The 22,602-nt window shown below is 66.3% G+C and carries 20 protein-coding genes and 5 tRNA genes; 5 read left to right on the forward strand and 20 right to left on the reverse strand.

Annotation, left to right across the window (positions count from 1 at the left end; translation table 11 throughout):
* Positions 1–15: 15 nt before the first annotated feature.
* On the reverse strand, positions 16–462 hold the full coding sequence (locus tag CHC02_RS23250; protein WP_089393774.1) for an Hsp20 family protein: 447 nt from the start codon (positions 460–462) through the stop codon (positions 16–18).
* Between the two features lie 144 nt (positions 463–606).
* On the opposite strand from CHC02_RS23250, the gene CHC02_RS23255 reads away from it, so the two are divergent.
* Complete coding sequence (locus tag CHC02_RS23255) at positions 607–1,353, forward strand: SDR family oxidoreductase (RefSeq protein ID WP_089393775.1); 747 nt, start codon at positions 607–609, stop codon at positions 1,351–1,353.
* A 224-nt stretch (positions 1,354–1,577) separates the two neighbouring features.
* On the opposite strand, the gene CHC02_RS23260 is transcribed toward CHC02_RS23255, so the two are convergent.
* The 10 genes from CHC02_RS23260 to CHC02_RS23305 all read right to left on the reverse strand — a co-directional run bounded on the left by CHC02_RS23260 (position 1,578) and on the right by CHC02_RS23305 (position 7,920).
* Entirely contained in the window at positions 1,578–2,537 is a 960-nt protein-coding gene (locus CHC02_RS23260; protein WP_089393776.1) for a tRNA dihydrouridine synthase, read from the reverse strand.
* 66 nt (positions 2,538–2,603) lie between these two features.
* Positions 2,604–3,047: an acyl-CoA thioesterase gene (locus CHC02_RS23265; RefSeq protein WP_089393777.1), complete on the reverse strand. Its 444-nt coding sequence runs from the start codon at positions 3,045–3,047 to the stop codon at positions 2,604–2,606.
* A gap of 97 nt (positions 3,048–3,144) precedes the next feature.
* Positions 3,145–3,990, reverse strand: coding sequence for an alpha/beta fold hydrolase (locus CHC02_RS23270; RefSeq protein ID WP_089393778.1), 846 nt, complete (start codon positions 3,988–3,990; stop codon positions 3,145–3,147).
* Positions 3,991–4,012: 22 nt separating this feature from the next.
* Positions 4,013–4,552, reverse strand: coding sequence for a TetR/AcrR family transcriptional regulator (locus CHC02_RS23275; RefSeq protein ID WP_089393831.1), 540 nt, complete (start codon positions 4,550–4,552; stop codon positions 4,013–4,015).
* Between the two features lie 194 nt (positions 4,553–4,746).
* Positions 4,747–4,822, reverse strand: a tRNA-Glu gene (locus tag CHC02_RS23280).
* A 42-nt stretch (positions 4,823–4,864) separates the two neighbouring features.
* Positions 4,865–4,940, reverse strand: a tRNA-Ala gene (locus CHC02_RS23285).
* 45 nt (positions 4,941–4,985) lie between these two features.
* Positions 4,986–5,061, reverse strand: a tRNA-Glu gene (locus CHC02_RS23290).
* A gap of 53 nt (positions 5,062–5,114) precedes the next feature.
* A tRNA-Ala gene (locus CHC02_RS23295) sits at positions 5,115–5,190 on the reverse strand.
* A 275-nt stretch (positions 5,191–5,465) separates the two neighbouring features.
* Positions 5,466–6,950 (reverse strand): glutamate--tRNA ligase, encoded by a 1,485-nt coding sequence (gene gltX / locus CHC02_RS23300; RefSeq protein ID WP_089393779.1) that lies wholly within the window; start codon positions 6,948–6,950, stop codon positions 5,466–5,468.
* A gap of 49 nt (positions 6,951–6,999) precedes the next feature.
* Entirely contained in the window at positions 7,000–7,920 is a 921-nt protein-coding gene (locus tag CHC02_RS23305; protein ID WP_089393780.1) for a LysR family transcriptional regulator, read from the reverse strand.
* 107 nt (positions 7,921–8,027) lie between these two features.
* Between CHC02_RS23305 and CHC02_RS23310 the strand changes: the two genes are divergently transcribed.
* Complete coding sequence (locus CHC02_RS23310; protein WP_089393781.1) at positions 8,028–9,062, forward strand: HlyD family secretion protein; 1,035 nt, start codon at positions 8,028–8,030, stop codon at positions 9,060–9,062.
* Entirely contained in the window at positions 9,052–10,611 is a 1,560-nt protein-coding gene (locus CHC02_RS23315; protein ID WP_482211647.1) for an MDR family MFS transporter, read from the forward strand. The genes CHC02_RS23310 and CHC02_RS23315 overlap by 11 nt, the downstream gene beginning before the upstream one ends.
* Before the next feature lie 10 nt (positions 10,612–10,621).
* On the opposite strand, the gene uvrB is transcribed toward CHC02_RS23315, so the two are convergent.
* Positions 10,622–12,637, reverse strand: coding sequence for an excinuclease ABC subunit UvrB (gene uvrB, locus CHC02_RS23320; RefSeq protein ID WP_089393782.1), 2,016 nt, complete (start codon positions 12,635–12,637; stop codon positions 10,622–10,624).
* A gap of 182 nt (positions 12,638–12,819) precedes the next feature.
* Here uvrB and CHC02_RS23325 point away from each other — a divergent pair, with 182 nt between their 5' ends.
* Together CHC02_RS23325 and CHC02_RS23330 are read left to right on the forward strand one after the other, a co-directional pair.
* On the forward strand, positions 12,820–14,016 hold the full coding sequence (locus tag CHC02_RS23325; protein WP_089393783.1) for an amino acid aminotransferase: 1,197 nt from the start codon (positions 12,820–12,822) through the stop codon (positions 14,014–14,016).
* A 69-nt stretch (positions 14,017–14,085) separates the two neighbouring features.
* A tRNA-Asn gene (locus tag CHC02_RS23330) sits at positions 14,086–14,161 on the forward strand.
* A gap of 226 nt (positions 14,162–14,387) precedes the next feature.
* On the opposite strand, the gene CHC02_RS23335 is transcribed toward CHC02_RS23330, so the two are convergent.
* The 8 genes from CHC02_RS23335 to rpsA form a co-directional block, all read right to left on the reverse strand.
* Entirely contained in the window at positions 14,388–14,711 is a 324-nt protein-coding gene (locus CHC02_RS23335; protein ID WP_089393784.1) for a ComEA family DNA-binding protein, read from the reverse strand.
* Positions 14,712–14,891: 180 nt separating this feature from the next.
* Complete coding sequence (locus CHC02_RS23340; protein WP_089393785.1) at positions 14,892–16,886, reverse strand: polysaccharide biosynthesis protein; 1,995 nt, start codon at positions 16,884–16,886, stop codon at positions 14,892–14,894.
* Positions 16,887–16,947: 61 nt separating this feature from the next.
* Positions 16,948–17,970: an MraY family glycosyltransferase gene (locus CHC02_RS23345; RefSeq protein ID WP_089393786.1), complete on the reverse strand. Its 1,023-nt coding sequence runs from the start codon at positions 17,968–17,970 to the stop codon at positions 16,948–16,950.
* Positions 17,967–18,926, reverse strand: a complete 960-nt coding sequence (locus CHC02_RS23350; RefSeq protein ID WP_089393787.1) for a UDP-glucose 4-epimerase family protein — start codon at positions 18,924–18,926, stop codon at positions 17,967–17,969. The genes CHC02_RS23345 and CHC02_RS23350 overlap by 4 nt, the downstream gene beginning before the upstream one ends.
* A gap of 57 nt (positions 18,927–18,983) precedes the next feature.
* Positions 18,984–20,120, reverse strand: a complete 1,137-nt coding sequence (locus CHC02_RS23355; protein ID WP_244160866.1) for a tetratricopeptide repeat protein — start codon at positions 20,118–20,120, stop codon at positions 18,984–18,986.
* Positions 20,121–20,144: 24 nt separating this feature from the next.
* Positions 20,145–20,447, reverse strand: a complete 303-nt coding sequence (locus CHC02_RS23360) for a LapA family protein (RefSeq protein ID WP_089393788.1) — start codon at positions 20,445–20,447, stop codon at positions 20,145–20,147.
* A 28-nt stretch (positions 20,448–20,475) separates the two neighbouring features.
* Entirely contained in the window at positions 20,476–20,760 is a 285-nt protein-coding gene (gene ihfB / locus CHC02_RS23365; protein WP_009621012.1) for an integration host factor subunit beta, read from the reverse strand.
* Positions 20,761–20,895: 135 nt separating this feature from the next.
* Positions 20,896–22,578: a 30S ribosomal protein S1 gene (gene rpsA, locus CHC02_RS23370; protein ID WP_089393789.1), complete on the reverse strand. Its 1,683-nt coding sequence runs from the start codon at positions 22,576–22,578 to the stop codon at positions 20,896–20,898.
* Positions 22,579–22,602 lie beyond the last annotated feature (24 nt).

Below are 22,602 nucleotides of genomic sequence, written 5' to 3' on the forward strand. Positions count from 1 at the left end.
TTCATGGCTGGGTCATCAACCCTCCAGCGCCGGGCGCTGGCCGTTGATGGTGATCCGCTTGGGCTTGGCCTCTTCCGGAACGATGCGTACCAGTTCGATGCTCAGCAGCCCGTTGGTCAGCGATGCGCCCCGCACCTCGATGTGGTCGGCGAGGCGGAACGACAGCTTGAAGGCCCGCTGGGCGATGCCCTGGTGCAGGTAGGTGACGTCACTGGAAGCTTTCTCGCGCTTGCCACCACTCACGGTCAGCACATCGCGCTCCACCTGCAGCTCCAGGTCTTCCTCCTGCAGGCCGGCGGCGGCGACGACGATACGATACTGGTCGTCACCATGCTTCTCGACGTTGTAGGGCGGGTAGGAACTGCCGTTCTCGCTGCGCAAGGCCGATTCGAAGAGGTCGTTGAAACGATCGAAGCCGATCGACTGGCGGAACAGCGGGGCAAGAGAAAGTACGTTGCTCATGGCGAATCTCCCGAATAATCAGCAAGGTTTTCTGGAGGAGCCTGTCTGCAGGACTCCGGCACGGGACCCGGTTTCGGCCTCCCGTACCCATACAGATAGTGCTGCTTCCGCGCCTTTCAAGCCCCTTTCCGAAGGAGTCGACAAATGGACAAGGTCATGCTGGTCACCGGCGCCAGCCGCGGCATCGGCGCCGCCACCGCGCTGCTGGCCACCGAGCGCGGCTACGCCGTCGCCATCAATTACCACCGGCGGCGCGATGCCGCCGACGAGCTGGTACGGCGCATACGCGCCGCCGGCGGGCGGGCCGAAGCCTTCGCCGCCGATGTCGCGTGCGAGGACGAGGTGCTGAAGCTGTTCCGGGACCTGGACCAGGCCTTCGGCCGCCTCGACGTGCTGGTGAACAACGCCGGCATGCTGGAGCGCCAGATGCGCCTGGAGGACATGGACGCGGCGCGCCTGCAGCGGGTGTTCGCGGTGAACGTCACCGGCAGCTTCCTCTGCGCCCGCGAGGCGGTGCGGCGCATGGCCAGGTCCCATGGCGGCGCGGGCGGCAGCATCGTCAATGTGTCGTCCATGGCCTCGCGCCTGGGCTCGCCCAACGAGTACATCGACTACGCCGCGGCCAAGGGCGCCATCGACAGCATGACCATCGGCCTGGCCAAGGAAGTGGCGGCCGAGGGCATTCGCGTCAACGCCGTGCGCCCGGGACTGATCGACACGGAAATCCACGCCAGCGGCGGCGAGCCGGGGCGCGTGGAACGGCTGAAGAGCGCCATTCCGCTGGGCCGCGGCGGCCAGGCGGAGGAAGTGGCGCGGGCGATCCTGTTCCTGGCCGGGGACGAGTCCAGCTACAGCACCGGGACCTTCGTCGATGTCAGTGGTGGACGATAGCGCGGGGAAACGCCATGCCTCACGGCGAACTGTAGGAGCGGATCTCATCCGCGATAGCCGGGGCTTCCGGCGCGATTCGCGGATGAGATCCCCCATACACCGTGCCCTTGTAGGAGCGCGCCCTGCGCGCGAATCGCGGGCAGGGCCCGCTCCTACAGGTTGGCGCCGAATTTCCTTTCCCGCCCATGCCGGACGGCCCCTAGCACCTACCGGAAACGCCTCGGCTACGCGGCCTCTTCCACCTCGACCTGCAGCAGCCGGTCGATCAGCTCGCAATCGCTCTCGCGGCGGATCTGCGCGAACAGTTCCACCGCCTCGGGATAGCTGCGGGTGAGCATGCCCAGCCACTGCTTCAGGCGCCCCGGCGCGTAGCGCGGCGCCAGCTTGCGCCGGGCCTGGCGCCAGAAGTCGTCGAGCAGCGCGCGCACTTCGTGCCAGGGCATCGGCTGCACGTCCCCGCCCTCGCGCCAGGCGGCTATCTGCCGGGCCAGGTCGGGGCGCGAGACCAGGCCGCGGCCGAGCATGATGTCGTCGACGCCGCTGATGGCGCGGCAGCGCAGGTAGTCGTCGAGGGTCCAGACCTCGCCGTTGGCGAACACCGGCACCTTCACCGCGTCCGCCACCTTCGCCACCCATTCCCAGTGCGCCGGCGGCTTGTAGCCGTCGGTCTTGGTCCGCGCGTGGACCACCACGTGGGCGGAACCGCCGTCGGCCAGGGCGCGGGCGCAGTCCAGCGCGCCGTCGGGGGTCTCGTAGCCCAGGCGCATCTTCGAGGTCACCGGGATGTGCGCCGGCACCGCGCGGCGCACGGCCTCGACGATGGCGAACATCAACTCCGGCTCCTTGAGCAGGACGGCGCCGCCGCGGGACTTGTTCACCGTCTTCGCCGGGCAGCCGAAGTTCAGGTCGACCACCGGCGCGCCCAGCTCGCAGGCGTAGGCGGCGTTTTCCGCCAGGCACTGCGGGTCGGAGCCGAGGAACTGCACGCGCATCGGCGTGCCGGCGCGGGTGCGGCTGCCGTGCAGCAGCTCCGGCGCCAGCTTCTCGTAGGTGGCGAGCGGGTGCAGGCGGTCGGTGACGCGGATGAACTCGGTGACGCACCAGTCGATGCCGCCGACGCGGGTCAGCACGTCGCGGAGAATTTCGTCGACCAGCCCCTCCATCGGGGCCAGGGCAATTTGCACGGCAGGGAACCTTTAGTGTCGAAGGCGGCGAATTCTAGGGGCAGTCAGCGCCCGCGCAAAGCGCCGTCAGGCCGGCGTGGCGCCGAGCAGCGCGCGGCCATAGCCTTCGATGAACTCGGCCGGCATGCGCTTGGGCCTGCCGCTGGAGAGTTCGATGCAGACGAAGGTGGTGCGGGCGCGCAACAGAGTCACGCCGTCGGCCGGGCGCACCAGCTGGAAGCGGCGGTCCATGCGCAGCTTCTGGTCGGACTCGACGATCCAGGTGCCCATCTGCAGCTCCTCGCCCTCGTAGGCGGCGGCGAGGTAGTCGATTTCGTGGCGCACCACCGCCATGGCGCGGTCGAGGCGGCGGTACTCGGCCAGGTCCAGGCCCAGGCGCTGCGAGTGGCGCCAGGCGCAGCGCTCCAGCCAGCTGACGTAGACGGCGTTGTTGGCGTGGCCGAGGCCGTCGATGTCCTCGGCGCCCACGCTGATGTCGATGACGAAGGGTTCGGGCAGGTCCCAGGCCATGCGCTTGCTCCATTCCGGGGCCGGGTCCGGGGACCCGGCCGCATGATCGAAGCCGGCAGTTTACAGGGCTCGGCGGCGTCCTGCCCCTCCCCTGTCGTCAGGAGGCCAGCGCCAGGGGCAGCAGGTGCTGCTCTTCCTGGCCCTCCAGCAGTGCCAGCACGGCGTCGCTCAGGCGCGGGTCGGCCAGCACGCGCTGGTGGCCGCCGCCTTCCAGGCGCAGCAGGCGGCTGCCTGGCCAGACCGCATGGATGTCCTGGGCGTCTTCCACCGGCACCTGCGGATCGTCCTCGGCGTGCACCACCAGGCCGGGCATGCCCAGCGTGTAGCGGCTCACGTCCAGCTGCGCCGCCGGCATGCCGGTGTAGGCCTCGACCTGGCGGATGAAGCGGTGCCTCGCCTCGGCCGGCAGTCCCATGAAGGTGGCGAAGCGGCGCAGCACGGAAATGACCCGGCTCGGCGCGGCTATGCTGACCAGCGCCTCGGTGCGCAGCCCCATCTGGGTGGCCAGCAACGCACTGGCGCCGCCCATGGAATGGCCGATCACCGCGCGCAGCGGCGGCAATTCGCTGGCGGCCTCCAGCAAGGCGCGGGCGAACAGCAGCGGATGGGCTTCGCGCCCCGGCGAACGGCCATGGGCCGGGCCATCCAGCGCCACCACGGCGTAGCCGGCGCCGACCAGCTCGCGGATCAGGTGGGCGAACTGCGTCGGCCGCCCTTCCCAACCGTGCATCAGCAGCACCGCCGGGCCTTCGCCCCAGCGCAGCGCGGAGAGGCCGAAGCGCAGGGTGATGCGCTCGGAACTGGCCAGCAGCGGCAGCTCCCAGTCGCGCGGCGGCAGCGCCCGAGGCGTCATGAAGATGTCACGCATGCGCCGCGCCGCCCATTCCGGCGCCACACGCCCCAGGGTGGCGTTGACGCCACGGATCCAGGTCAAGCTGCTCATTGCCAGGCCCTCCTTAGAGGTCTCAATCCACCGCTTTCTTGGCGGCACGCAGGACACGGTCGGACAGGTCGCTCGGGCCCAGGGCCCGCGCCAATGCCAGTCCGCCCACCATCAGGGCGATGTCGGCGAGCACGGTGTCGGCGTCCTCGGGACGCTCGGCCAGCTCGGCGACCATGAGTTCGAGGTGTTCGGCCAGGGCCTGCTGGAAGCTCTCCGGCAGCTGCGCCATGTCACTCAGGCAACTGGGGATGGGGCAGCCCGGCTCCTCGCTGTCGCGATGCCTGCGCGACAGGTAGAAGGCCGCGACCAGTTGCCGGCGCTCGCTGAACGGCATGTCCGGGTCGAAGTGCCTGAGCTTGGCCCGGCGCGTCGACAGCAGGTGGCGAAAGGCCTCCAGCATCAGTGCGTCCTTGCTCTGGAAGTGCGCGTAGAAGCCGCCGACGGTCAGCCCGGCGGCGCCCATCACCTCGGCCACGCTCGGCTCCAGCGGCCCACGGCGGACCAGGGCGTCGGCGGCCGCGCAAAGAATGCGCTCACGGGTCTGGGCCTTCTTCTCACCCATGCCTTTTTCATTGCTGCCGGTCTTCGGGCTCATGACGCGCTCCAAAATATTATGAGTGAAATATTATTCTCATAATAAAAATCGGCAAGCGACGATGGCGACCGTTGGTCGGGCGAGAAAATTTTCGAAAGGGGAAAAAACAAAAGGCCACTCGAAAATTGAGTGGCCCTATAGGCCCCGCAGAGCGGGAAAATTGGCGTCCCCTAGGGGACTCGAACCCCTGTTACCGCCGTGAAAGGGCGGTGTCCTAGGCCACTAGACGAAGGGGACGTAACCTTCGAGGAAATCCGCACTTGGCGAACCCTGGCGATTTGGTGGAGCTAGACGGGATCGAACCGTCGACCTCTTGCATGCCATGCAAGCGCTCTCCCAGCTGAGCTATAGCCCCAGATGACTCTGGCGGACGACGCGAACGCATCGTCGCTGGAATAAGTGGCGTCCCCTAGGGGACTCGAACCCCTGTTACCGCCGTGAAAGGGCGGTGTCCTAGGCCACTAGACGAAGGGGACGCAAACCTTCGATTTTCGGCTCCGCCGCGAAGCGGCGAAACCTACTGGTAATTTGGTGGAGCTAGACGGGATCGAACCGTCGACCTCTTGCATGCCATGCAAGCGCTCTCCCAGCTGAGCTATAGCCCCAAAGTACCGCTACATCTATCGTTCCGCTTCGCTCTGTGGTTCAGTTCGTCGCTGGAACGGGGCGCATCTTAGGGGCGGGAGGCAACCCTGTCAACAAGAATTTTCGACTTTTTTAAATTTTTTCTCCCAAAGAACAATCACTTAGCAAAGGAGCCCGGTTCCCCTCCCCTGCACTGCGCCTTCGGCCCCTTAAGCCGCGGCCCGGCCCCAGGGATTATGGACACGAAAAAGGCCGGGCGCCCGGAGGCGGCCGGCCTTTTGTCAGGCGGCTTCCGTTAGCCGGCGATGGCGTCGCGGATCTTCTCCCATTCCTTGGCTTCCTTCTTCGACGCCCCGCCCAGCAGCTCCAGGGCCTGGCGCAGGCGATAGCGCGACAGGTCGGCGCCGAGGATCTCCATGGCGTCGAGCACCGACACCGAGCTGGCGTGGCCGGTGATGGCCGGGAACATCAGCGGCATGACGTCGCGCAGCTTCAGGCCCAGGTGCTCTGCCACCGCCTGGATGCAGGCGGTGATCCTGTCCTTCTCCCACTGGCGCAGCGCTTCGAGCTTCCACAGCACCAGTTGCAGGACCTGGCGCACCTGGGTGGCGTCGAGCTTCTTGTGCTCGAACAGCTTGGCGTCCAGCGGCACGCCGCCGCTGAAGAAGAAGCCGGCCAGCGGGGCGATCTGGCTGAAGTTCTCCACCCGGCCCTGGACGTGGGGGGCGATCTTCATCAGGTACTCGGGGTTGAGCGCCCACTTCTGCACTTCGCGGGCGAACTCCTCGACGGATTGCTCGCGGATCCACTGGCCGTTCAGCCAGGACAGCTTCTCCATGTCGAAGATCGGCCCGCCGAGGGACACGCGGGACAGGTCGAAGTTGTCGATCATCTCCTGCAGGCTGAACTTCTCGCGCTCGTCGGGCATCGACCAGCCCATGCGGCCCAGGTAGTTCAGCAGCGCCTGGGGCAGGAAGCCCATGCGCTCGTAGAAGGTGATGGAGGTGGGGTTCTTGCGCTTGGACAGCTTGCTCTTGTCCGGGTTGCGCAGCAGCGGCATGTAGCAGAGCACCGGCTGCTCCCAGCCGAAGTACTCGTACAGCTTGATCAGCTTGGGCGCCGAGGGCAGCCACTCTTCGCCGCGCAGCACGTGGGTGATGCCCATCAGGTGGTCGTCGACCACGTTGGCCAGGAAGTAGGTGGGCAGGCCGTCGGCCTTCATCAGCACCTGCATGTCCATGCGGTCCCAGGGGATCTCGACGTCGCCGCGGAGCATGTCCGGGACCACGCAGACGCCTTCGGTCGGCACCTTCATGCGCACCACGTGGGACTCGCCGGCGGCGATGCGGCGCTGCGACTCTTCCTTCGGCAGGTGCATGCAGTGGCCGTCGTAGCGCGGGGTTTCCTTGCGCGCCTGCTGCTCGGCGCGGATGGCGTCCAGGCGCTCGGCGGAGCAGAAGCAGGGGAAGGCGTGGCCCTTCTCCACCAGCTCATCGCTGTACCGCTTGTAGATGGCGCCCCGCTCGCTCTGCCGGTACGGGCCATGGGGGCCGCCGACGTCCGGGCCTTCGTCCCACTCGATGCCCAGCCAGCGCAGGGCGTCGAAGATCTGCTGTTCCGACTCGCGGGTGGAGCGTACCTGGTCGGTGTCCTCGATGCGCAGGATGAACTTGCCGCCGTGCTGGCGGGCGAAGCACAGGTTGAACAGCGCGATGTAGGCGGTGCCGACGTGCGGGTCGCCGGTGGGGGACGGCGCGATGCGGGTGCGGACAGTGGTCATGAAAGCTCTCGTGAAAACCGGAATGAAGGATGCGGACCGCGGCCCGCATTCATGGGGGCGATGTTATCAGGCGCGCCGCCCCCGGCTCCAGCCGATGGGCCTCGTCGATGGGCAGGCGGTGGATCAGGTAGTCGAGGAAGGTCTTCACTTTCATGGCCTGGAAGCGCCGCGAGGGGTAGACCGCATAGAGCTCGCCGATGGGCAGTTGCACTTCCGGCAGCAGGCGCTCCAGGCGGCCGCTTTCCAGCGCCGCGTCGACGATCAGCTCCGGCAGCGAGGCGATGCCCGCCCCGGCCAGCACCGCCTCGCGGGCGAAGGAGATGTTGTTGCAGGACAGCACCCGCTGGCAGGGCACGCTCTCGTTCAGCAGCGGCCAGTAGCGCTGCGAGTCCTGGGCCAGCAGCACCGCGCGATGCCGTGCCAGGTCCTCGACGTGCAGCGGCCGCCCGTGCTGCTGCAGGTAGCCGGGGCTGGCGCACAGGCAGCGGCTGGTCACCAGCAGGCGGCGGGCGATCAGCGTCGAGTCCTCCGGCTGGCCGACGGTGATGGCGATGTCCACGCCCTCCTCCAGCGGATCGACGGTGCGCGAGCTGAGCTCCACTTCCGCGGTGATCTGCGGGTAGAGGCGCATGAAGTCGCCGAGCACTTCGCCCAGGTACATCTGGCCGAACTCGATGGGCGCGGTGATGCGCAGCAGGCCGGAGGGCTCCTGCTGCAGCTGCATCACCGCCTGCTCGGCCTCGGCGAAGTCGAGCATGATCTGCCGGCAACGGTCGTAGTAGGCCTGCCCCACCTCGGTCAGGCGCAGCTTGCGCGTGGTGCGGTTGAGCAGGCGCACGCCCAGGCGCTCTTCCAGCAGCGCGATGCGCCGGCTCACCGTGGACTTCTGCATGCCCAGGCTGTGGGCGGCCTGGGTGAAACTGTGGAACTCCACGACCCGGGTGAAGATCAGCGCATCATCCAGCCCCATTATTGTTCCCTATAAACAACAAAGTTTCCGAATTGTAGCGACTGCGCCCCGGCCGGGAACACTGTTACATTGGCGGAAAAATCCTGCCAAACAAACGCTCGTTTATCATGCCTGCACAATTGAAACGCCGCCTGAGCATCTTCTTCGCCCTCTTCTGCCTGGTCGCCCTGGCCTTCCTGGCGCGCTGGTACTTCATCGGCCGCTTCCAGGAAACCACCGACAATGCCTACGTCCAGGGCGAGATCACCCGCATCGCCAGCCAGTTGGGCGCGCGCATCGACCAGGTGCTGGTCAGCGACAACCAGCACGTGGAAAAGGGCCAGTTGCTGGTCAAGCTGGAGGACGCCGACTTCCGCCTGGCCCTGGACCGCGCCAGGGCCGCCCTGGCCACCCACGAGGCGGAGCTAGCCCAGGCGCGCAGCAAGCTGAAGGGCCAGGGCAGCCTGATCGCCGCCAGCGAGGCCGACCTGAACGCCACCCAGGCCACCTTCGGCCGCACCCAGATCGACCTCAACCGCGCCCAGACCCTGCGCAAGCCCGGCTACGTTTCCGAGGAGCGCGTCACCACCCTGACCGCCGACTCCCACGTTGCCCGGTCCCAGGTGGCCAAGGCCCAGGCCGACCTGCAGGCCCAGCGCATCCAGGTCGACGCCCTGAACGCCGACATCAAGCGCCTGCAGGCGCAGATCGACGCCTCCCGGGCGGAGATCGCCCAGGCCGAGATCAACCTGGCGCGCACCGAGATCCGCGCCCCGGTGGCCGGCCTGGTCGGCCAGCGCGGCGCGCGGGTGGGGCAGTACGTGCAGGTCGGCAGCCAGTTGCTGGCGCTGGTGCCCGACGACGGCATCTGGGTGCAGGCCAACTTCAAGGAGACCCAGGTCGGCCACATGCGCCCGGGGCAGAAGGCCCGGCTGGTCCTCGACAGCTTCCCCGACACCCCCATCGAAGGCTGCGTGGACAGCCTCTTCGCCGCCTCCGGCGCCCAGTTCAGCCTGCTGCCGCCGGACAACGCCACCGGCAACTTCACCAAGGTGGTGCAACGCATCCCGGTGAAGATCACCTTCGCCGCCGACAACCCGCTCAAGGGCCTGATCCGCCCGGGCATGTCGGTCGAGGCCGAGGTGCAGCTCGGTGAGCGCTGACGCCCTCGTCCGCCCGGCCGGGGAACCCACCCGGCGCGACTGGATCGCCGTGCTCTCGGCGATGCTCGGCGCCTTCATGGCGGTGCTGGACATCCAGATCACCAACTCCTCGCTGAAGGACATCCAGGGCGCGCTGGCCGCGACCCTGGAGGAAGGCTCGTGGATTTCCACCTCCTACCTGGTGGCCGAGATCATCATGATCCCGCTCACCGCCTGGCTGGTGCAGCTGCTGTCGGCGCGGCGCCTGGCGGTGCTGATCTCCATCGGCTTCCTGATCTCCTCGCTGCTGTGCTCCTTCGCCTGGAACCTGGAGAGCATGATCGTGTTCCGCGCCATGCAGGGCTTCACCGGCGGCGCGCTCATCCCCCTGGCGTTCACCCTCAGCCTGATCAAGCTGCCGGAGCACCACCGGCCCAAGGGCATGGCGCTGTTCGCCATCACCGCCACCTTCGCGCCGTCCATCGGCCCCACCCTGGGCGGCTGGCTGACCGAGAACTTCGGCTGGGAGTACATCTTCTACATCAACATCCCGCCGGGGCTGCTGATGATCGCCGGGCTGCTCTACGGCCTGGAGAAGAAGCCGCCGCACTGGGAACTGCTCAAGAGCACCGACTACGCCGGCATCCTCACCATGGCCATCGGCCTGGGCTGCCTGCAGGTGTTCCTCGAGGAAGGCCACCGCAAGGACTGGCTGGAGTCGAACCTGATCGTCGCCCTGGGCAGCATCGCCCTGGTCAGCCTGATCCTCTTCGTCATCCTGCAGACCTCGCGGCCCAACCCGCTGATCAACCTGGGCATCCTGCGCAACCGCAACTTCGGCCTGGCGAGCATCTCCAGCATCGGCCTGGGCATGGGGCTGTACGGCTCGATCTACGTGCTGCCGCTGTACCTGGCGCAGATCCAGGGCTACAACGCCATGCAGATCGGCGAGGTGATCATGTGGATGGGCGTGCCGCAGCTGTTCCTCATCCCGCTGATCCCCAAGCTGATGAAGATCATCGAGCCGCGCCTGCTGTGCGCCCTGGGCTTCGGCCTGTTCGGCCTGGCCAGCTTCAGCTCCGGGGTGCTCAACCCGGACTTCGCCGGCCCGCAGTTCAACCAGATCCAGCTGCTGCGCGCCCTCGGCCAGCCGATGGTGATGGTGACCATCTCGCTGATCGCCACCGCCTACCTGCAGCCGCAGGACGCCGGCTCCGCCTCCAGCCTGTTCAACATCCTGCGCAACCTCGGCGGCGCCATCGGCATCGCCCTGCTGGCGACGCTGCTGGATAGCCGCGCCAAGGTCTACTACGACTACCTGCGCGAAGCGGTGGTGCCGGTCAACGGCGCGGTGGAGGAACGCCTGGCGCAACTGGCGGCGCAGCTGGGCAGCCAGCAGGCGGCGCTGGGCGAAGTGAGCGTGATCGTCCACCAGCAGGCGGCGATCATGGCCTACAACGACGCCTTCCACGCCATCGGCATCGTCCTCGCCGTCAGCATGCTGGCCGCCCTGCTGACGCGGCCCCTGCCCACCGGCTTCGGCGCCCAGGCCGGCGCCGGCGCGCACTGAGCGGTGGAGGTCAGCCGACCTCCACCAGGCGTTCGCGCAGCTTGTGGATCTCGTCGCGCAGCGCGGCGGCGGCTTCGAACTCCAGGTCGCGGGCCAGTTGGTACATCTTCTCCTCGAGCTGGCGGATGCGCTTGCTGATCTCGTTCGGCGAGCGCAGTTCGCCCTCGTAGCGCCCGCTCTCCTCCGCCACCTTGGCCACGCCGCGGCGCTTGCCCTTGGCGCCCGGCACGCTGGCGCCCTCGAGGATGTCCTTGATGTCCTTCTTCACGCCCTTGGGCACGATGCCGTGCTGCTCGTTGAAGGCGATCTGCTTGTTGCGCCGCCGCTCGGTCTCGTCCATGGCTCGCTGCATCGAGCCGGTGACGTTGTCGGCATAGAGGATCGCCTTGCCGTTGAGGTTGCGCGCGGCGCGGCCGATGGTCTGGATCAGCGAGCGCTCCGAGCGCAGGAAGCCCTCCTTGTCGGCGTCGAGGATGGCCACCAGGGACACCTCGGGCATGTCCAGGCCCTCGCGCAGCAGGTTGATGCCCACCAGCACGTCGAAGGCGCCGGTGCGCAGGTCGCGGATGATCTCCATGCGCTCGACGGTGTCGATGTCCGAGTGCAGGTAGCGCACGCGCACGTCGTGGTCGCCCAGGTAGTCGGTGAGGTCCTCGGCCATGCGCTTGGTCAGGGTGGTGACCAGCACGCGCTCCTCGCTGGCCACGCGCAGGCGGATTTCCGAGAGCAGGTCGTCCACCTGGGTGGAGGCCGGGCGCACCTCGATCTGCGGGTCGACCAGGCCGGTGGGCCGCACCACCTGCTCGATCACCCGCCCGGCGTGCTGCTCTTCATAGGGGCCGGGGGTGGCGGAGACGAAGATGGTCTGCGGGCTGATCGCCTCCCACTCCTCGAAGCGCAGCGGCCGGTTGTCCAGCGCCGAGGGCAGGCGGAAGCCGTATTCCACCAGGGTTTCCTTGCGCGAACGGTCGCCCTTGTACATGGCGCCGACCTGGGGAACGCTGACGTGGGATTCGTCGATCACCAGCAGCGAGTTGGCCGGCAGGTAGTCGTAGAGGGTTGGCGGCGGCTCGCCGGGGCCACGCCCGGAGAGGTAGCGCGAGTAGTTCTCGATGCCGTTGCAGTAGCCCAGCTCGAGGATCATCTCCAGGTCGAAGCGGGTGCGCTGCTCCAGGCGCTGGGCTTCCACCAGCTTGTTGTTGTTGCGCAGGTAGTCCAGGCGCACCTTGAGCTCTTCCTTGATCTGCTCCACCGCTTCCATCAGGGTCTCCCGCGGCGTCACGTAGTGGCTCTTGGGGTAGAAGGTGAAGCGCGGCAGCTTGCGGATCACCTCGCCGGTCAGCGGGTCGAAGGCGGAGATGTTCTCCACTTCGTCGTCGAACAGCTCGACGCGGATGGCCTCAAGCTCCGATTCCGCCGGGAAGATGTCGATGACGTCGCCGCGCACGCGGAAGCTGGCGCGGGCGAAGTCCATGTCGTTGCGGCTGTACTGCAGGCTGGTCAGGCGGCGCAGCAGCTCGCGCTGGTCCATGCGGTCGCCGCGGTCCAGGTGCAGGACCATCTTCAGGTAGGACGCCGGGTCGCCCAGGCCGTAGATCGACGACACGGTGCAGACGATGATCGCGTCCTCGCGCTCCAGCAGCGCCTTGGTCGCGGAAAGGCGCATCTGCTCGATGTGGTCGTTGATCGACGAATCCTTCTCGATATAGGTATCCGAGGACGGGACGTAGGCTTCGGGCTGGTAGTAGTCGTAGTAGGAGACGAAGTATTCCACCGCGTTGTGCGGGAAGAAGGTCTTGAACTCGCCGTAGAGCTGCGCGGCCAGGGTCTTGTTCGGCGCCAGGACCATGGTCGGGCGCTGCACCTGGGCGATGACGTTGGCGATGCTGAAGGTCTTGCCGGAGCCGGTCACCCCCAGCAGGGTCTGGTGCGACAGTCCGGCCTCCAGCCCCTCCACCATTTGTCGGATCGCTTCGGGCTGGTCGCCCGCCGGCTTGAAGCGCGAATCCAGTTGGAAAATCGACATGGGAACCTCGCTGTGGGGTGTGACGCGGGCAGAATTGCGGCGTCAAACCAGGCGAAAGCATGCGCGATCAACTCGCAGCGTGCCATAGAGGCCTATATAATACCGGCCCGTCGACGCATCCCCCAGCGCCGTGCGCGGGGGTTGCATTTGCATTCTCACTCCCGCCTTAGAGCTGCTGCCAAATGAGTCTGTTCTCCGCTGTCGAAATGGCCCCCCGCGACCCCATCCTGGGCCTGAACGAAGCCTTCAACGCCGACACCCGCCCCGGCAAGATCAACCTGGGCGTCGGCGTGTACTACAACGAGGAGGGTCGCCTCCCGTTGCTGCGCGCGGTACAGGCCGCGGAGAAAGCCCGCATCGAAGCACACGCTCCGCGCGGCTACCTGCCGATCGAAGGCATCGCCGCCTATGACCAGGGCGTGCAGAAGCTGCTGTTCGGCGCCGACTCCGAGCTGCTGGCCGAAGGCCGCGTGGTTACCACCCAGGCCGTGGGCGGCACCGGCGCGCTGAAGACCGGCGCCGACTTCCTCAAGCGCCTGCTGCCCAACGCCACCGTGGCCATCAGCGACCCGAGCTGGGAAAACCACCGCGCGCTGTTCGAGGCCGCCGGCTTCCCGGTGCAGAACTACCGCTACTACGACGCCGCCAGCCACGGCGTAAACCGCGCCGGCCTGCTGGAAGACCTCAACGCCCTGCCTTCGCAGTCCATCGTGGTCCTGCACGCCTGCTGCCACAACCCGACCGGCGTCGACCTGAGCCTGGACGACTGGAAACAGGTCCTGGAAGTGCTCAAGGCCAAAGGCCACGTGCCCTTCCTCGACATCGCCTACCAGGGCTTCGGCGACGGCATCGACGAAGACGCCGCCGCCGTGCGCCTGTTCGCCCGGTCCGGCCTGAGCTTCTTCGTTTCCAGCTCCTTCTCCAAGTCGTTCTCGCTGTACGGCGAACGCGTCGGCGCGCTGTCGGTGGTCACCAACAGCCGCGAGGAGTCCGCCCGCGTCCTGTCCCAGGTCAAGCGCGTGATCCGCACCAACTACTCCAACCCGCCGACCCACGGCGCCAGCGTCGTTTCCGCCGTGCTCAACAGCCCGGAACTGCGCGCCCTGTGGGAAGAGGAACTGGGCGAAATGCGCAGCCGCATCCGCAACATGCGCGTGGCCATGGTCGAGCAACTGGCCGCCCTGGGCGCCAAGCGCGACTTCGGCTTCGTCGCCCAGCAGCGCGGCATGTTCTCCTACTCCGGCCTGACCGCCGAGCAGGTGGAGCGCCTGAAGAACGAGTTCGGCATCTACGCCGTCGGCACCGGCCGCATCTGCGTCGCTGCGCTGAACAACGGCAACCTGGAAACCGTCACCCGCGCCATCGTCCAGGTGCTCTGAAAAAAATCGGGGAAGTCATCGGCAGAATGTTGACTTCCCCTTTTTAATCAGTAAGATACGCCCCGTTGTTCCGCGATAGCTCAGTCGGTAGAGCAAATGACTGTTAATCATTGGGTCCCTGGTTCGAGTCCAGGTCGCGGAGCCAGATTCAAAAGCCCTCGGCACATGCCGGGGGCTTTTTCCTTGGGGCTTCCTGGACTCTCGCCAGGGACTGCGTCCCAGGTGATACCCCCTGCGGGGCCGCGCTGAAGCGCGTTCGGCTCACGCCGTCGAGTCCAGGTCGCGGAGCCAGATTCAAAAAAGCCCTCGGCATGCATACGCCGGGGGCTTTTTCTTTTCAGCCGACCATGAACAGGGCTGGCTTTCTCTCGTTACTCCACGCTCAGCCTGTCCCGGTTCCGGTCCAGCAGCGCCTTGCCGATGCCTTTCACCTCCAGCAACTGGTCCACGCTGGCGAAGGGACCATTGGATTCGCGATAGGCCACTATGGCCTCCGCCTTGCTCTTGCCGATGCCGCTCAGCGCCTGCTGCAGCGAGGCGGCGTCGGCCGTGTTGAGGTTCACCTTCGCCCCGTCCGCCTGGTGCATGACGACGGTTGCCGGCGTCAGCTTCTCGCTGTCGGCGGCGGCTTGGGCGGTGGCATTGGCGCAAAGGCCGGTGAGCAGGATCAGCAGTACTGCGGGGAGTCTAAGCATGGTATCGCTCCTTGAAGATGAAGGATCAGGCGGGCCCCTGCCGGGTCCGCCCGCACACCTTCACTCCGAAAAGCGACCTGAAAAAAGGCCTCGACACGGCCAAGGCACTTAAATAGATGCCCCCTACAGCCTGGAAGGAAGCGCCTTTGGGGCCAGGGGAACAAGTCGCACTGCCGCCGTTCAGGGCTCCATACGACGCTGCTGGTGGACCAGGTCGACGATGTCGCCATCCGGGCAGTAGCCGTTGACCGAATCGCGCAGCAGCATGCGCACCTGGGCGTAGTCGCCGCGCTCCACCGCCTTCAGCAGCGAGCCCAGCACCGCCTTGAACGCATCCCAGGGCAGCATTTCCTCGTTCGCCTTCATGATCATCGGGTGCTCGGTAGTGCCCACGTCGTCACCGATCAGCAGTTCCTCGTAGAGCTTCTCGCCCGGGCGCAGGCCACTGAACTCGATGGCGATGTCGCCATGGGGCGTGCTCTCCGAACGCACGCTGAGCCCCGACAGGTGGATCATGCGCTGGGCCAGCTCGAGGATCTTCACCGGCTGGCCCATGTCCAGCACGAAGACATCGCCGCCGCGCCCCATGGAGCCCGCCTGGATCACCAGTTGCGCGGCCTCGGGTATGGTCATGAAGTAGCGGGTGATCGCCGGATGGGTGACGGTCACCGGGCCGCCGCGCTTGATCTGTTCGCGGAACAGCGGAATGACCGAGCCGGACGAACCCAGGACGTTGCCGAAGCGCACCATGGTGAAACGGGTCTTGTTCACATGGTGCACGCCGGCCTTGTCGCCGAAGAGCACCGGCGCCTGCTCCTGGCTGAGCGCCTGCAGGATCATCTCGGCCAGGCGCTTGGTGCCGCCCATGACATTGGTCGGACGCACCGCCTTGTCGGTGGAGATCAGCACGAAGTTCTGCACCCCGGCCTGGATCGAGGCCTGGGCCGCCTGCAACGTGCCCAGCACGTTGTTGAGCACGCCCTCGGAAATGTTGTGCTCGACGATCGGCACGTGCTTGTAGGCGGCCGCATGGTAGACGGTGTTGATCTTCCAGCTGCCCAGCACTTCCAGCAGGCGCTCGGCGCTACGCACCGAGCCCAGGATGGGCACCAGCTGCACCGGCAGGGACTCGCGGCGGATGCGCCGCTCCAGTTCCTGGTGGATACGGTAGAGGTTGAACTCGCAGTGCTCGAACAGCACCATCACCGTCGGGCCGCAGGTCAGGATCTGCCGGCACAATTCCGAGCCGATGGAACCGCCCGCCCCGGTGACCATCACAGCCTGGCCGCGGATGCAGTGTTCCAGCAGCTCCTTGCGCGGCGCCACCGGGTCGCGCCCCAGCAGGTCGGCGATATCCACTTCCTGGATGTCGTCCACCCTCACCCGGCCGTTGGCCAGGTCGATGATGCCGGGCACGCTGCGCACGTGCAGCGGATAGGGTTCCAGCAACCCGAGGATCTCGCGGCGGCGCGCCCGCGAGGCCGAGGGAATCGCCAGGAGGATCTCCTGGGCGCCGGTCTCCTCGATCATCTGCTGGATATGCTTGGGCTTGAATACCCGCAGGCCGGCGATCACCCGGTTGGCGATCTCGTCGTCGTCGTCGATGAAGGCCACCGGGCGCATCGCCCGCCCCAGGCGCAGGGCGGCCACAAGCTGGTTCCCCGCTGTACCCGCGCCGTAGACCGCGACCTTGGTCAGGCCATCGTCCTGCTTGAAGAAGGGCATGGCCTGGACCGCGCTGTACCAGTCGCCCATGAAGTACTGGCGCATGGCCAGGCGCAGGCCGCCGACCATCAGCAGGCTCAGCCACCAGTAGTTGAGCACCAGGGAACGCGGCACCGCCTCGACGACCGAGCGGTTCCAGTAGACCACCAGCGAAAGCACCAGGGCCGAGATGGTCACCGCCTTCCAGATGGCGATCAGCGCATCGTTGCCCAGGTAGCGCATGACCGCCCGGTACATGCCGAAGCGGATGAACAGCGGTATCGCGATCAGGGGCGCGGCGATGAACAGCCAGGCATGCACGCGGAAGGGGTAGGTCAGGTCGTCCGCACCCAGGCGCACCACGAAAGAAAGCCACAGGGCCAGCCACACCAGGAACACGTCCGTGACCACCTGCAGCATTCGCTTGTAACGTCGGGGCAACCTCAGCAGGCGCTCTCGCAGCATATCCATTCGTCCTTCCCAGTCCGGGAGCGCAGTCTCCCGTTACATTGACCACCATTTCCCATGGAGTTCACTTCGGTTGGCCGTCTTCAGGCCCACCGGCACCCAGCACTGCCACGACCAGCACCAATGGAGCATAGGCAAGAATCAGTCCGGCCACGCCGTCGATCCAGCCCAACGCCACGAAAACGGCGATCGGCGACAGCCATATCAGATTGATCGCAGCCACCGACAGACTGATGGCGCGATGCTGGCCCAGACGCCGCGAAGCCCGCTGGTAGGCATGGCTGCGGTGCGCTTCATGCACCCGCTCGCCACGCAGCAAGCGACGCGCCAGGGTCCAGGTGGCGTCGACCACGAAGGCGCCCAACAGGATCAGCCAAGACCAGAACAGCTGCGGAGCCTGCCAGGCCGCCTGCAGGGACAACCCTCCCAGGACGATGCCGAGGAAGCCGCTGCCGGCGTCGCCCATGAAGATTCGCGCCGGCGGGTAGTTCCAGGCCAGGAACCCCGCGGTGGCCGCGGCGAGCAGCAGCGGTAGCCAGGCGGCCGAGCCCACCCCGGCCAGCCAGCAGCAGAGCGCCGCACCGACGCAGACGGTGATCGCCTCCAGGCTGGCGATGCCGTCGATGCCGTCCATGAAGTTGTAGAGGTTCAGCAGCCACACCAGGTAGAGCAGCGCCAGCAGCGAACCGAACAGGCCCAGGTCCCAATGGCTGCCGGCGAACGGCAGGGCCGGCACGCCACCCAGCATGTAGAGCAGGAACCCCGCCCCCAGGAAGTGGCCGAGCAGGCGCCAGCGGGCCGGGACGTGGCGATGGTCGTCGACGAAGCCCACCAGGGCGATCCAGCCGCCCGACAGCAGCAGGGCAAGCATGCCGCGCGTATCGGTCAGGCCCATCCCCCAGGACAGCAGCAGCACCAGAAGGAAGCTCAGGACTATCGCCACCCCACCGCCCCTGGGCGTCGGGACACTGTGGGAGCTGCGCTCGTTGGGCACGTCCATCACGCTGCGCGCGAGGGCGTAGTGGCGAACCCCGGCGGTACCGGCCCAGGCCAGCAGCAGGGCGAGAAACGACAGCAGGACGATCATCGCCGGGACTCCCGGTACCAGCGAGCCGTCGCCGCCAGCGCCTGGTCGACGCCCACCGGCGGGCGCCAGCCCAGCAACTCGCGGGTCTTGCCGATATCCACCTGCAACGAACCCAGCACGCGCTGCGCCTGGGCTCCCCGTCCGAACAACGCGGCCAGCCCCTGCAGCAAGGCGACCGGCACCGGCAGCAGCCGCGAACGTACGCCCAGCGCCGCGGCCAGGCGGCGGCACAGCTCGGCGCTGGAAAGGTCCTGGTCGTCGCTGACCAGGAAGACCTGGTTGGCGGCACGCTCGTGCCCCAGGCAGACCCGCAGCAGGTCGACCAGGTTGTCCCTGGCCACCAGGCTCCGCCGGTTGCGCACCCGCGCGAACGGCAAGGGCAATTGCCGCTGCACCGCACGCATCAGGCTGGCGAAGTTGGCCCCCACACCCGGGCCATAGATCAGCGGCGGGCGGATGACCACCCATTCCATTGCACAGTCTTCGGCCAGGCGCGACAGCGCCCGCTCCGCTTCCAGCTTCGACTGGCCGTAGGGGTCGGCCGGCGCCGGCGCGTCCTCGGCACGGAACGGCCGGCCGGGCGGCGTCGATTCGCCATTGACCTTGACCGAGCTGATGAAGATGAAGCGCCGCACCCCTGCCGCGGCGGCCTGGCGTGCCAGGTTGAGGGTGCCCTCGACGTTGACCGCGCGGAACTCGGCCAGGGGATCGTCCGCGGTTTCGCACATGACATGCACCCGGGCCGCGGCATGGACCACGACGTCCACGCCGGCCAGTGCACCGCTCCAGTCCTGGGTGGCGCTCAGGCCATCGATGGAGTGGACCTCCACGCCGGGGAACTCGCCGGGCAGGCGGGAACGCACCGCCACCGCCAGGCGCAACTCCGGTATCGCGGCAAAGGCTTCGAGAACGCCACGCCCGACAAAACCGGTGGCACCGGTCAGAAGTACTTTCAACACCACTCCTAGAGATTCAAGGCGCCGGGGCACCGTCCATGATTTCGGGCACTGGCATCACTGCTGGGGAGCAGCGATCGGCCTGAGCGTATTCCACCCGTGGCAGCCCGGGCATTGCCAGTGCAACTCGCGCCCGGCGAAACCGCAATTGCCGCAGCGATAGTGCGGCATCGATCGATACAGGCCGAGGATGATCGGCTGCATGTGGGTGAACAGCTCCTGGTCCGCCCTTCCGCCGCCCAGCGTACCGAGCATGTCCAGCAACCCTCGCCAGGAAGGCTGCTGCTGGACCTTGGCCAGCAACCGGCCGCGCCAGCCCTGCCCGTCCGCGTCGAGCTGGGCCAGGATCGCCAGCAGCGCCGGCGACGCATCCGGCGCCTCGGCCAGACGGCGCAGGCAGGCGAGGATCGCCGGCTCGGCGCAACACTCGCGGCGCCGCAGCATGGGCAACAGCTCGCCGAGAAAACCGGCATCGGCCGCGCAGAGCTCGGTGATGGAAGCGTCGGCAGCCTGGAAGTTGCGCTGCCACAGCTCGCAATCCAGGCGCATCAGCAAGGCGCGCACGCACTGGGGATCGACCCGCCGGGCCTCCTTGAGCAGCTCGCGGGCGCTGTCGCGGTCACCCCCACGGATGCGCTCCTGGGCCTGCTCGCAATAATAGTTGGCCAGCACCGTCTTCAACTGGGGCCGCCGCCCCACCAGGCGCGCTGCAAGCTCCACTGCACGCGCCCAGTCCTTCTCGCGTTCGGCGATGCGACGCAGTTCGTCCAGCGCCTCCAGCGAGGCGGCCTGGCCGTCGCGCCGCATCAGCTCGTCCAGCAACTGCTCGGCGCTGCCAAGCAACCCGCCGGCGATGTAGTCACGGGCGAGTTCGAGGCTGATCTGCGCGGACAGCTCGGTGTTGGCGGACGCCTTGCCCAGCAATTCCTGGTGGATCTGGATCGCCTTCTCGATATCCCCACGGCGGCGGAACAGGTTGCCGACATGAACGTGGCTTTCGAGCGTCTCCTCGTTCAGCGAAAGCCCCTGGGAAAGGCGCTCCAGCGCGTCGTCGGAATGCCGGTCGAGCAGGTTGTGCATGTTGCGCACCCGTTCGCGCAACGCCTCGTCAGCAGAAGCCGGCCGAGACCCAGGGCGCAACGAGCGGCGCCCCAGCCACCAACCGACGGCCAGGGCCAGGACGAACAGCAGCATCGCTACAACGCTGGACATCCCGGATCACTGGGTCTTCAGCGACTGGTCGCGCAGGGCCTGGTTTTCCTTGCGGAAGCGCGATACCTCGGAACGCAGCCCCGAGAGATGCAGGCGCGTGCGCGCCCGGAACGGAATGCTCAGCAGCAGGCCGATGACGCCACCCAGGACGAAGGACAGGGTGATGAAGACCACCAGCGGCCACTCAGGCGTCTGCCAGCCGAGGAAGGCCAGCTGGACCTTCTGCAGGTTCTCCAGGACGAAGACGACGATCACTGCGCATAGCAGGATGGCAGCCAGGAAGGCCAGAAAGCGTTTGAGCCGAAGCATGAAAAATCCTCGATCGTTCTCTAGCCGGCTACACGGGCTCGTTCACCCGATCGCGCAATTCCTTGCCCGGCTTGAAGTGCGGAACGAATTTACCATCCAGGCGCACCGATTCGCCGGTCTTCGGATTCCGGCCGACGCGCGGTGCACGGTAATGCAGAGAGAAACTGCCGAACCCACGGATCTCGATGCGATCGCCGGTCGCCAGAGCCTGGGACATCTGCTCAAGCATGGTCTTGATCGCCAGCTCCACGTCCTTTGCGGAAAGCTGCCCCTGATGGGTGACGATTCTCTCGATCAACTCCGACTTGGTCATGGTTTTCCCTTCTTTTTCAAGCGGCTAGATCAGCTCTAGGTTCTTTTAGCACGCAGCTCAAGCTTTGAACAGCCTAAAGGAGGGAAAACGAAAAAGGGCGACCGAAGTCGCCCTTTTTCTTGGAAGAATCAGGACTTAGCCCTGGTTCTCCATTTGCGCACGAATCAGATCACCAATGGTGGTCGGACCGGTGCTTTCTACTTCCTGCTTGCTACGCAGCTCTTTCATCGCATCCTTCTCGTCATCGACGTCCTTGGACTTGATGGAGAGGCTGATGACGCGGCTCTTGCGGTCGATGCTGATGATCTTGGCTTCGACTTCTTCGCCTTCCTTCAGCACGTTGCGGGCGTCTTCGACGCGGTCGCGGCTGATTTCGGAAGCCTTCAGAACGCCTTCGATCTCGTCGCCCAGGCTGATGACGGCGCCTTTGGCGTCAACTTCCTTGACGATGCCGCGAACGATGCTGCCCTTCTCGTGCTGGCCGGCGTAGCTGGAGAACGGATCGTCTTCCAGTTGCTTGATGCCCAGGGAGATGCGCTCGCGCTCCGGATCGACGGAGAGGATGACGGTTTCCAGCTCGTCGCCCTTCTTGAAGCGACGCACGGCTTCTTCACCGGCTTCGTTCCAGGAGATGTCGGACAGGTGAACCAGGCCGTCGATGCCGCCTTCCAGGCCGATGAAGATACCGAAGTCGGTGATCGACTTGATGGTGCCGGAGATCTTGTCGCCCTTGTTGAAGCGACCGGAGAAATCTTCCCACGGGTTGGACTTGCACTGCTTGATGCCCAGGGAGATACGACGACGCTCTTCGTCGATGTCCAGAACCTGAACTTCCACTTCGTCGCCAACCTGAACGACTTTCGACGGGTGGATGTTCTTGTTGGTCCAGTCCATTTCGGAGACGTGTACCAGGCCTTCCACGCCCTCTTCCAGCTCGGCGAAGCAGCCGTAGTCGGTGAGGTTGGTGACGCGGGCCATGACGCGGGTGCCTTCCGGGTAACGAGCCTTGATGGCAACCCACGGGTCTTCGCCCAGTTGCTTCAGGCCCAGGGATACGCGGTTGCGCTCGCGGTCGAACTTCAGAACCTTGACATCGATCTCGTCGCCGACGTTGACGATTTCCGACGGGTGCTTGATGCGCTTCCAGGCCATGTCGGTGATGTGCAGCAGGCCGTCTACGCCGCCCAGGTCCACGAATGCGCCGTAGTCGGTGAGGTTCTTGACGATACCCTTGACTTGCTGGCCTTCCTGCAGGGATTCCAGCAGGGCTTCGCGCTCGGCGCTGTTCTCGGCTTCCAGGACGCTACGACGGGAAACGACAACGTTGTTGCGCTTCTGGTCCAGCTTGATGACCTTGAACTCGAGCTCTTTGCCTTCCAGGTGAGTGGTGTCACGCACCGGACGGACATCGACCAGGGAACCCGGCAGGAACGCGCGGATGCCGCTGACGTCGACGGTGAAGCCGCCCTTGACCTTGCCGTTGATTACGCCCTTGACCACTTCATCAGCGTTGAAGGCAGCTTCCAGAACCAGCCAGGATTCGGCACGCTTGGCTTTCTCGCGGGACAGCTTGGTTTCACCGAAGCCATCTTCAACCGCGTCCAGCGCAACGTGGACTTCGTCACCCACCTTGATGGTCAGCTCGCCCTGTTCGTTGTAGAACTGCTCGACCGGGATGACGCCCTCGGACTTCAGGCCGGCATGCACGGTGACCCAGTCACCGTCGATGTCGACCACGATGCCGGTGATGATGGCACCCGGCTGCATGTCGAGGGATTTCAGACTTTCTTCAAAGAGTTCTGCGAAGCTTTCGCTCATGTTTATACCTGTAGTCAAAGGCCT

Origin of the sequence: Pseudomonas delhiensis, from assembly GCF_900187975.1 — a bacterium.
Classification (GTDB): Bacteria; Pseudomonadota; Gammaproteobacteria; order Pseudomonadales; family Pseudomonadaceae; genus Pseudomonas; species Pseudomonas delhiensis.

What these genes read in the sequence shown, in the direction of transcription:
- CHC02_RS23275 (WP_089393831.1), bottom strand. Translation starts at nt 4,552, where the DNA reads ATGGGTGAGAAGAAGGCCCAGACCCGTGAGCGCATTCTTTGCGCGGCC.
- CHC02_RS23270 (WP_089393778.1), bottom strand. Translation starts at nt 3,990, where the DNA reads ATGAGCAGCTTGACCTGGATCCGTGGCGTCAACGCCACCCTGGGGCGT.
- CHC02_RS23255 (WP_089393775.1), top strand. Translation starts at nt 607, where the DNA reads ATGGACAAGGTCATGCTGGTCACCGGCGCCAGCCGCGGCATCGGCGCC.
- CHC02_RS23360 (WP_089393788.1), bottom strand. Translation starts at nt 20,447, where the DNA reads ATGCTTCGGCTCAAACGCTTTCTGGCCTTCCTGGCTGCCATCCTGCTA.
- ihfB (WP_009621012.1), bottom strand. Translation starts at nt 20,760, where the DNA reads ATGACCAAGTCGGAGTTGATCGAGAGAATCGTCACCCATCAGGGGCAG.
- CHC02_RS23345 (WP_089393786.1), bottom strand. Translation starts at nt 17,970, where the DNA reads ATGATCGTCCTGCTGTCGTTTCTCGCCCTGCTGCTGGCCTGGGCCGGT.
- uvrB (WP_089393782.1), bottom strand. Translation starts at nt 12,637, where the DNA reads ATGTCGATTTTCCAACTGGATTCGCGCTTCAAGCCGGCGGGCGACCAG.
- rpsA (WP_089393789.1), bottom strand. Translation starts at nt 22,578, where the DNA reads ATGAGCGAAAGCTTCGCAGAACTCTTTGAAGAAAGTCTGAAATCCCTC.
- CHC02_RS23325 (WP_089393783.1), top strand. Translation starts at nt 12,820, where the DNA reads ATGAGTCTGTTCTCCGCTGTCGAAATGGCCCCCCGCGACCCCATCCTG.
- CHC02_RS23265 (WP_089393777.1), bottom strand. Translation starts at nt 3,047, where the DNA reads ATGGCCTGGGACCTGCCCGAACCCTTCGTCATCGACATCAGCGTGGGC.
- CHC02_RS23305 (WP_089393780.1), bottom strand. Translation starts at nt 7,920, where the DNA reads ATGGGGCTGGATGATGCGCTGATCTTCACCCGGGTCGTGGAGTTCCAC.
- CHC02_RS23340 (WP_089393785.1), bottom strand. Translation starts at nt 16,886, where the DNA reads ATGGATATGCTGCGAGAGCGCCTGCTGAGGTTGCCCCGACGTTACAAG.
- CHC02_RS23355 (WP_244160866.1), bottom strand. Translation starts at nt 20,120, where the DNA reads ATGCTGCTGTTCGTCCTGGCCCTGGCCGTCGGTTGGTGGCTGGGGCGC.
- CHC02_RS23310 (WP_089393781.1), top strand. Translation starts at nt 8,028, where the DNA reads ATGCCTGCACAATTGAAACGCCGCCTGAGCATCTTCTTCGCCCTCTTC.
- CHC02_RS23250 (WP_089393774.1), bottom strand. Translation starts at nt 462, where the DNA reads ATGAGCAACGTACTTTCTCTTGCCCCGCTGTTCCGCCAGTCGATCGGC.
- gltX (WP_089393779.1), bottom strand. Translation starts at nt 6,950, where the DNA reads ATGACCACTGTCCGCACCCGCATCGCGCCGTCCCCCACCGGCGACCCG.
- CHC02_RS23335 (WP_089393784.1), bottom strand. Translation starts at nt 14,711, where the DNA reads ATGCTTAGACTCCCCGCAGTACTGCTGATCCTGCTCACCGGCCTTTGC.